The 8,104-nt window shown below is 63.5% G+C and carries 7 protein-coding genes and 1 pseudogene; 1 reads left to right on the top strand and 7 read right to left on the bottom strand.

The window, feature by feature from the left end; all coding sequences use genetic code 11:
- Positions 1 to 158: 158 nt before the first annotated feature.
- The 7 genes from DBR23_RS29095 to DBR23_RS00155 form a co-directional block, all read right to left on the bottom strand.
- Positions 159 to 368 carry a hypothetical protein gene (locus tag DBR23_RS29095; RefSeq protein ID WP_015016367.1) on the bottom strand — a complete coding sequence of 70 codons (210 nt, stop codon included), beginning with the start codon at positions 366 to 368 and terminating at the stop codon, positions 159 to 161.
- Positions 347 to 772, bottom strand: coding sequence for a barstar family protein (locus tag DBR23_RS00180; protein ID WP_015016366.1), 426 nt, complete (start codon positions 770 to 772; stop codon positions 347 to 349). The genes DBR23_RS29095 and DBR23_RS00180 overlap by 22 nt, the downstream gene beginning before the upstream one ends.
- Before the next feature lie 134 nt (positions 773 to 906).
- The gene (locus tag DBR23_RS00175; RefSeq protein ID WP_056056729.1) at positions 907 to 1,314 is read right to left on the bottom strand and encodes a ribonuclease domain-containing protein; all 408 of its coding nucleotides are present in this window, start codon (positions 1,312 to 1,314) and stop codon (positions 907 to 909) included.
- Positions 1,315 to 1,468: 154 nt separating this feature from the next.
- Complete coding sequence (locus tag DBR23_RS00170; protein WP_056742688.1) at positions 1,469 to 3,811, bottom strand: NADP-dependent malic enzyme; 2,343 nt, start codon at positions 3,809 to 3,811, stop codon at positions 1,469 to 1,471.
- 403 nt (positions 3,812 to 4,214) lie between these two features.
- Positions 4,215 to 5,735: a CoA-acylating methylmalonate-semialdehyde dehydrogenase gene (locus DBR23_RS00165; RefSeq protein WP_108496904.1), complete on the bottom strand. Its 1,521-nt coding sequence runs from the start codon at positions 5,733 to 5,735 to the stop codon at positions 4,215 to 4,217.
- A gap of 70 nt (positions 5,736 to 5,805) precedes the next feature.
- On the bottom strand, positions 5,806 to 6,435 hold the full coding sequence (locus DBR23_RS00160) for a DJ-1/PfpI family protein (RefSeq protein ID WP_108496903.1): 630 nt from the start codon (positions 6,433 to 6,435) through the stop codon (positions 5,806 to 5,808).
- A 29-nt stretch (positions 6,436 to 6,464) separates the two neighbouring features.
- Positions 6,465 to 7,826: an aspartate aminotransferase family protein gene (locus DBR23_RS00155; RefSeq protein WP_108496902.1), complete on the bottom strand. Its 1,362-nt coding sequence runs from the start codon at positions 7,824 to 7,826 to the stop codon at positions 6,465 to 6,467.
- A 128-nt stretch (positions 7,827 to 7,954) separates the two neighbouring features.
- Between DBR23_RS00155 and DBR23_RS30110 the strand changes: the two are divergent.
- Positions 7,955 to 8,104, top strand: a pseudogene (locus DBR23_RS30110) (LysR family transcriptional regulator); the annotation flags it as partial.

Genomic DNA, 8,104 nt, shown 5'->3' with positions numbered 1-8,104 from the left:
GGCAGGCGCTTGATTCAACTCTGCCCTCGACGATGGGCGACATGCCATGCCAGAGACACCGCGCAAGGGCCGCCCCGCCGCGCTGGTGTCGTCCCCCTTCCCGGCGAAGCCGAGAGAAGGGGGAAGCGGCGTAAGCCGCTCAGGGGGATGTACCGAATTCAGGCGGCGCTGAGCCAATACCCGGCATTGAAAGGGCTGCTCATGCGCAGCGCCATGGGCGACACGTCCACAAGCTTGTCGGTGGGCATCTTTTCAGCGGGTTCACCGTTGATCTCGATACCTTCCACGGCCTGGGTGTCGCTAGCCTCGTTCGCCCGTTCTGCTTGGCTGGTGGATGCAGAACGGGCTACAGAAAAGAATAGAAACACCGGAAGGGGATCTTGCGATCACCCCAGTAGTCGGCTGCATCACGGAAGATGTCGAGCAGCTGCTCGCGCGCTTCCTTGTCGAACTTGCCCGTGGCAGGAATCTGCTCCAGCACCACAATGAAACCAGGCTGCGGGCCTGATTTGTGCAAGGGGTCTGTCATGCAGTCGTACAACGCATCGAAGTTCTTGCCGAAGTGCGACGGGAACGTGAATTGGGCGGCAATCAGGTCCAGCACATCCTGCTTGGACTGCGCGTGGGCCAGATTGGCGTACAAGAAATGGTGACCCATGGAGGTGGCTGCATCCTGCAGGTCCTGCACGCGGAAGGCGCGAATGGACTGCACGATGTTGGTGCGCACGCCACGCAGTGGCGTTTCCAGGTCTTTACGAAGTGGCGTCTGCATCTCCGCTACTCTTTCTTTATAAAGTCCACAAACTTCTGGCATCTCACAGGCTGCAGGATGCGGCCTGTGAATGGGGAATTCAATGGGGCGCGGCGTACGCTTTCAGGGATGGGCTGGCGTACGACGCATTGGGGTTACTCGACGATCTCGCGAAAACTGGCGTAGTGGTCGCTGGTGTAGTAGCAGGCATCCGGCATCCGGGGCTTGCCGCCACACACGATGCGCCGGGCTCCCCGGTCGCGCGATCCTGGTGTTCTGACGGTGTATTCACGGTAGTAGCCCCGCTTTTGGGCGGGCAACAGCCGCTCGCGATTGCCAAAAACCGATCCGTCCTTGTCGTACGGAAAGGGCCCGCCCTCACGGATCAGCGCATACGTTGTCCGCCCTTGGGGCGGCAACTCGGCCAGTGCGATGGGGGTGATGGACCCGTCGGTGGACGGGGATTTCCGGGCATGTCCCGCGACCGGAGACAGCACGAAAGCAACACCCAAAACACACAATAACCCTGCCTTGCGCGCCCGGGTGGCTACAGCCTTCAGCATCAACGAACCTTTCAGAAACTACGGGTTAACCCGAAATTTCGACCCGCTAGTGTCGCTCAACGGTCCCCAAAAAGCAAGCGTCTGCACAAAGATTGGGCAGACGCTGAAGGGCTTTGCAAGGGTTTTAAGTTAGCGCTTGCTATTCTTTTAAGGCTTACCGCAGGGCGTTGGCATCGGCCACGGTGAGGGCTGTCATGTTCACAATACGACGCACGGTAGCACTGGGTGTCAGGATATGAACCGGCTTGGCTGCGCCCAGCAGCACAGGGCCGATGGCAATGCCGCCACCTGCTGCGGTCTTGAGCAGGTTGTAGGCAATGTTGGCGGCGTCGATGTTGGGGAACACCAGCAAGTTGGCGTCGCCAGTCAGCTCGCTGCTGGGCATGAGCGCCGAGCGGGCCTTCCCGTCCAGCGCCACGTCGCCATGCATTTCACCGTCCACTTCCAGCCAGGGGGCCTGCTGGCGCAGCAGTTCCAGCGTCCGGCGCATTTTTACGGCGCTGGGGCTGTTGCTGGTGCCGAAGTTGGAGTGCGACAGCAGCGCCGCCTTGGGCTTGATGCCAAAGCGCATCATTTCCTCGGCGGCCAGGGCGGTGATCTCTGCCAGCTCCTGTGGCGTGGGGTCGTAGTTGACGTGCGTGTCCACCAGGAACACCTGGCGGCCTGGCAGCATCAGGCCGTTCATGCAGGCGTACACCGGCACATCCTGCTCGGTGCTGTCGGCGCCGCCTGCATGCTTGCCGATGACCTGGTCGATGTACATCAGGTGGTTGGCGGTGGTGCCCCAAGTACCGCAGATCAGGCCGTCCACTTCGCCCTTGTGCAGCATCATCGAACCGATGAGCGTGAGGCGGCGGCGCATCTCGATCTTGGCAACCTGCTGGGTGATGCCCTTGCGCTCGGTCATGCGGTGGTAGGTCTGCCAGAAGTCGCGGTAGCGGTGGTCGAAGTCGGTGTTGACCACGTCGTAGTCCACGCCTTCCTTCAGGCGCAGGCCAAACTTTTCGATGCGCTGGGCGATGATGGCGGGGCGGCCGATCAGCGTGGGGCGCGCCACCTTTTCGTCCACCACGATCTGCGCAGCACGCAGCACGCGTTCTTCTTCGCCCTCGGCATAGGCCACCCGCTTCTTGGCGGCATTGCGGGCCGCGTCGAAGATGGGCTTCATCGTCGTGCCCGAGGCATACACAAAGGTCTGCAGCCGGTCGCGGTACGCGTCCATGTCAGCGATGGGGCGCTGTGCCACGCCGCTGTCCATGGCGGCCTGGGCCACGGCGGGCGCAATCTTCATCATCAGGCGCGGGTCGAACGGCTTGGGAATCAGGTACTCGGGCCCGAAGGTCAGCTTCTCGCCCACGTAGGCGGCGGCCACCACCTCGCTTTGTTCGGCCTGTGCCAGCTCGGCAATCGCGTGCACCGCGGCAATCTCCATCTCATCGGTGATGGTGGTGGCACCGCAGTCCAGTGCCCCACGGAAGATGTACGGAAAGCACAAGACGTTGTTCACCTGGTTCGGATAGTCCGACCGGCCCGTGGCCATGATGATGTCGTTGCGCACGCTGTGCGCCAGCTCGGGCGTGATCTCGGGGTTGGGGTTCGCCAGCGCGAAGATCACCGGGCGCTCGGCCATGGTGGCCACCATCTCGGGCTTGAGCACGTTGCCGGCCGACAGGCCCAGGAACACGTCCGCCCCCACCATCACCTCGGCCAGCTTGCGCGCGTCGGTCTTCTGCATGAACTGGCGCTTGTCGTCGTCCATCAGCTCTTCGCGGCCTTCATACACCACACCAGCCAGGTCGGTGACGAACACGTTCTTGCGCTGCACGCCCACCTTGAGCAGCAGGTTCAGGCAGGCCAGGGCCGCCGCACCCGCGCCGCTGGTGACCAGCTTCACGTCTTCGATCTTCTTGTTGGCGACCTTGAGCGCATTCACGACGGCCGCCGCCACCGTGATCGCCGTGCCGTGCTGGTCATCGTGGAAGACCGGGATCTTCATGCGCTTGCGCAGCTCGCGCTCCACATAGAAGCAGTCGGGGGCCTTGATGTCTTCGAGGTTCACGGCGCCAAAGGTCGGCTCCAGTGCCGCAATCACCTCCACCAGCTTGGCGGGGTCCTTCTCGTCGATCTCGATGTCGAACACGTCCACGCCCGCGAACTTCTTGAACAGGACGGCCTTGCCTTCCATCACCGGCTTGGAGGCCAGCGCACCAATGTCGCCCAGGCCCAGCACGGCCGTGCCGTTGCTGATCACGGCGACCAGGTTGCCGCGCGAGGTGTAGCGGAAGGCGTTGGCCGGGTCCTTGACGATCTCTTCGCAGGGCGCGGCCACGCCGGGCGAGTAGGCCAGCGCGAGATCGTGCTGGTTGATCATCTGCTTGGTCGCGGCAATCGCCAGCTTGCCGGGCTTGGGAAACTCGTGGTACTCGAGAGCGGCACGGCGCAACTGGGCACGCTTGTCGGAATCGTTGTTGTTCTGGGCCGTGGTGTTCTCGGGCATTCAGTGTCTCCAACTCAGGGGTGAGGGGCCAAAACCGTACTCCAGCGGGTCTGCAGCAGGCTGTCAGCTTTGTAAGGGTCTGCGATTGTAGGGGGATGTGCGTAAAAACCCTAGTAAGCGAATCTGCTTACAGAGGGGCTGTTTGCCCATTGATTGTGTCGTGCGGGCAGGGTTTTGAGACCTCCGTATCCATGCACAAAAGCTATGAAGTGTTTTGCTTTTTGATGGGTAAGACCTCGGCATCCGAAAACGGGTCGCTTTATGGGCTCTTCTTGCGCCAAAAGACGGCATGCCACGCCAGCCATGCGCATTTACATGGCTCACCTTCAAACGCCCTGGCACGGCATAGAACGAAAAAAGGCCCCACGTGGGGCCTTTTCGTCGAGAAGTGGACGCTGGTGCTTCAGCGGCTGCTCGGGAAGCTGAACACCGCCCCCTCGCGCACGCCCGCCGAGGGCCAGCGCTGCGTGATGGTCTTGCGCTTGGTGTAGAAGCGCACGGCGTCGGGACCGTAGGCGTGCAGGTCGCCGAACAGGCTGCGCTTCCAGCCGCCGAACGAGTGGTAGGCAACCGGCACGGGCAGGGGCACGTTCACGCCCACCATGCCGACCTGGATGTGGTCGGTGAAGTAGCGGGCGGCCTCGCCGTCGCGGGTGAAGATGCAGGTGCCGTTGCCGTATTCATGGTCGTTGATGAGCTGCATGGCTTCCTGCAGCGTCTTCACGCGCACCACGCCCAGCACGGGGCCGAAGATTTCTTCCTGGTAGATCTTCATGCCGGGCTTGACGTTGTCAAACAGGCAGGCGCCCAGGAAATAGCCGTTCTCGTGGCCTGCCGCCACCTTCACGCCACGGCCGTCCACGACCAGCGTAGCGCCTTCTGCCACGCCGCTGTCCACATAGGCCTTCACCTTCTCGAAGTGGGGCTTGGTGACCAGCGGGCCCATGTCGTTGCTGTTGTCGGTGCCGGGACCGACCTTCATCTTGGCGATCTCGGTCTTGAGGCCCGCGATCACGGCGTCACCCACTTCGTCGCCCACGGCGACCAGCAGCGGGATGGCCATGCAGCGCTCGCCACACGAGCCGTAGGCCGCGCCCATCAGCGCGCTCACGGCGTTGCCTACGTCGGCGTCGGGCATCAGCACGGCGTGGTTCTTGGCACCGCCCAGGGCTTGCACGCGCTTGCCGTGTTTGCAGCCTTCGGCGTAGATGTATTCGGCAATGGGGGTCGAGCCCACAAAGCTCACGGCCTTGACGCGTGGGTCGCGCAGCAGCGTGTCTACGGCCAGCTTGTCGCCGTTGACGACGTTCAGCACGCCGGGCGGCAGGCCCGCTTCCAGCGCCAGCTGGGCGATGAACAGCGTGGAGGAGGGATCGCGCTCCGAAGGCTTGAGCACAAAGGTGTTGCCACACGCCACGGCCATGGGCCACATCCACAGCGGCACCATGGCCGGGAAGTTGAAGGGCGTGATGCCTGCAGTGACGCCCAGCGCCTGGAACTCACTCCATGAGTCGATGCTGGGGCCCACGTTGCGGCTGTGCTCGCCCTTGAGCAGTTCGGGCGCGTAGCTCGCGTATTCCACGTTCTCGATGCCGCGCTGCAGCTCGCCGTGCGCGTCGGCCAGCACCTTGCCGTGTTCGGCGGTGATCAGGGCGGCGATCTTGTCGGCGTTTTCTTCCAGCAGCACTTTCAGCTTGCTCATCACTCGCGCACGCTTGAGCGGCGGCGTGTTGCGCCAGGCCGGAAACGCGGCCTCGGCCGAGGCAATGGCCGCCTCGACCGTGGCCTGGCTTGCCAGGGCCACGCTGGTGGTGGACAGGCCGGTGGCGGGGTCAAACACGGGCTGCGTACGGGCGGTGTCGGCGACGATCTGGCCGTCGATGAGATGGCCGATGGTGGTGGTGACGTTTTTGTCGTGGTTCATGGTGATTCCAAGTAAAAAGTGCCACAAGCGCTAGTGAAACATGCGCTGATAGCTATCAAATTTATAGTATTCAAGCCGCAGCAACCTGGGGCTCCAGCGCGGGCAGCACATGCCCCAAGGCGCGGTCGATGAACTCCTGCTTCTCGCCCACCGGGGCAAAGTAGTGCAGCACTTCGCGCGCGGCGTCCAGCCCCTTGAGGCGGGCGATCAGCCACGCCACCAGGTACTGCGAGGCCAAGCACCCGCCCGCCGTGGCCACGTTGCCGTGTGCCGCAAACGCGCGTGGCACCACGTCCACGCCCGACTCCATCACCCACGGCTTGCTTGTCAGGTCCGTGCAGGCGGGCGTGCCGCTCAGCAGGCCCAAGCGGCTGAGCAGGAAGGTGCCAGAGCACTGCGCCGCCAGCAACTGGCGGGCGGGGTTCAGCACCCTTAGCTGTTCCATCAGCGCGGGGGTGTTGGCCACCTCACGCGTCTTCATGCCGCTGCCCACCAGCACCGCGTCGGCCTCAGCCAACTGGCTCAGGTCTTCGTGCGCGTCGATGGTCAGCCCGTTCATGGACGTGATGCGGGGCGTGGGGCTCGCAATGCGCACCTGCCAGTCCTTGTCGCCCAGCAGCGCGATGCGATTGAGCATGCCAAATGCCACCAGCGAATCCAGGTCGTTGAAGGCATCGAAGGTGAGGATGGAAATGCGCATGGAGGGGCAGGCTGGCTGGCGAAGGAAGCTCAGGCGGTTTCTTGCAGGGCGTCGCCCAGGGCGCTGATCAGGCGGTCGATTTCGGCCTGGGTGCTGATGAAGGGCGGTGCCAGCTGGATGGTGTCGCCACCGTAGCGCACGTAAAAGCCCTTCTTCCAGCAGTTCATGGCGATCTCATAGGGGCGCTTGGCAGGCTCGCCGGGCAGCGCCGCAATGGTGAAGCCGGCCGCCAGGCCAAAGTTGCGGATGTCGGCCACATGCTTGGCGCCCTTGAGGCTGTGCACAGCCTGCTCGAAGTACGGGGCCAGCGCCTTCACGCGGCCGATCATGTCTTCGTTTTGCAGGATGTCGAGCGCCGCAATGCCCGCCGCGCAGGCCACGGGGTGGGCCGAGTAGGTGTAGCCGTGCGGGAATTCGAGCATGTACTCGGGGCCGCCCGCGGCCATGAAGGTGTCGTAGATTTCCTTGGTAGCCACCACGCCGCCCAGCGGCTGCGCGCCGTTGGTGACCTGCTTCGCAAAGTTCAGGATGTCGGGCGTCACGCCGAAGGCTTCGGCACCCGTCCAGGCGCCGCTGCGGCCAAAACCGCTGATCACTTCGTCAAAAATCAACAAGATGTTGTTTTGGGTGCAGATCTCGCGCAGGCGCTGCAGGTAGCCCACGGGCGGGATCACCACACCGGCCGAGCCCGAGAAGGGCTCGACGATGACGGCGGCGATGTTCGATGCATCGTGCAGCGCAATCACTTCCAGCAAGCGGTCGGCCAGCTCTTTGCCCGTGGGCGGCATGCCCTTGTGGAACGAGCCTGCGGGCGGCTGGGTGTGGGGTAGGTGGTCGGCCTCCACGCCCTGGCCAAACAGCTTGCGGTTGGCCACGATGCCGCCCACCGAGATGCCGCCAAAGTTCACGCCGTGGTAGCCCTTTTCGCGGCCGATGAGGCGCGTCTTGGTGCCCTGGCCCTTGGCACGCCAGTAGGCGCGGGCCATCTTCAGAGACGTGTCGGCCGACTCGGAGCCCGAACCGGTGAAGAACACATAGTCCAGCCCTGCAGGCGTCAGTTCCTTCACGCGGTTGGCCAGCTCGAACGACAGCGGGTGGCCAAACTGGAAAGCGGGCGCGTAATCGAGCTTCATCGCCTGCTTGCCGATGGCTTCGGCGATCTCGCGGCGGCCATGGCCCAACCCGGAGCACCACAGGCCCGACAGGCCGTCAAAAATCTTGCGGCCTTCGCTGTCGGTGAAATAGGCGCCGCTGGCCTCCACGATCATGCGCGGGTTGGCCTTGAACTGGCGGTTGGCCGTGTAGGGCATCCAGTGCGCGTCCAGCCACTCGGCGTCCATGCGGGGGCCTTCGGCACCGGCGGCGGGTTTTTCGATGTTGACGAAGCTCATGGGGTTCTCCAGTGCAAGGCGGCAAAAAAATGCAGGCAACCCCAGCGGGCTGGGGCTTGACGTAGGGCATTGTTGCGCCGCCTGTTAATCTCTCAAATAATCCAATATCAATGTTTACTTGACGATTTATGCAAGTAAAGGACCCCGCTCCACCCCCACCAATCTCCGCGCCTGCCGGACCTGGAAAACACCGCGCCGTGCTGGGCCAGCTCAGCGACATGGACCTGCGCCTTTTGCAGGTCTTCAAGAGCGTGGTGGAGTGCGGCGGCATGTCGGCC

It is taken from the genome of Acidovorax sp. HMWF018, assembly GCF_003061035.1.
In the GTDB taxonomy this organism is placed as follows: Bacteria; Pseudomonadota; Gammaproteobacteria; order Burkholderiales; family Burkholderiaceae_C; genus Acidovorax; species Acidovorax delafieldii.
Note: the sequence above shows the minus strand (reverse complement) of the source record. Positions and strands in the feature narration are given on the sequence as shown.

Bases quoted from the DNA above. Each gene is read 5' to 3' on its own strand.
- DBR23_RS00170 (WP_056742688.1), bottom strand. From the start codon at position 3,811: ATGCCCGAGAACACCACGGCCCAGAACAACAACGATTCCGACAAGCGT.
- DBR23_RS00175 (WP_056056729.1), bottom strand. From the start codon at position 1,314: ATGCTGAAGGCTGTAGCCACCCGGGCGCGCAAGGCAGGGTTATTGTGT.
- DBR23_RS00180 (WP_015016366.1), bottom strand. From the start codon at position 772: ATGCAGACGCCACTTCGTAAAGACCTGGAAACGCCACTGCGTGGCGTG.
- DBR23_RS00155 (WP_108496902.1), bottom strand. From the start codon at position 7,826: ATGAGCTTCGTCAACATCGAAAAACCCGCCGCCGGTGCCGAAGGCCCC.
- DBR23_RS00165 (WP_108496904.1), bottom strand. From the start codon at position 5,735: ATGAACCACGACAAAAACGTCACCACCACCATCGGCCATCTCATCGAC.
- DBR23_RS00160 (WP_108496903.1), bottom strand. From the start codon at position 6,435: ATGCGCATTTCCATCCTCACCTTCGATGCCTTCAACGACCTGGATTCG.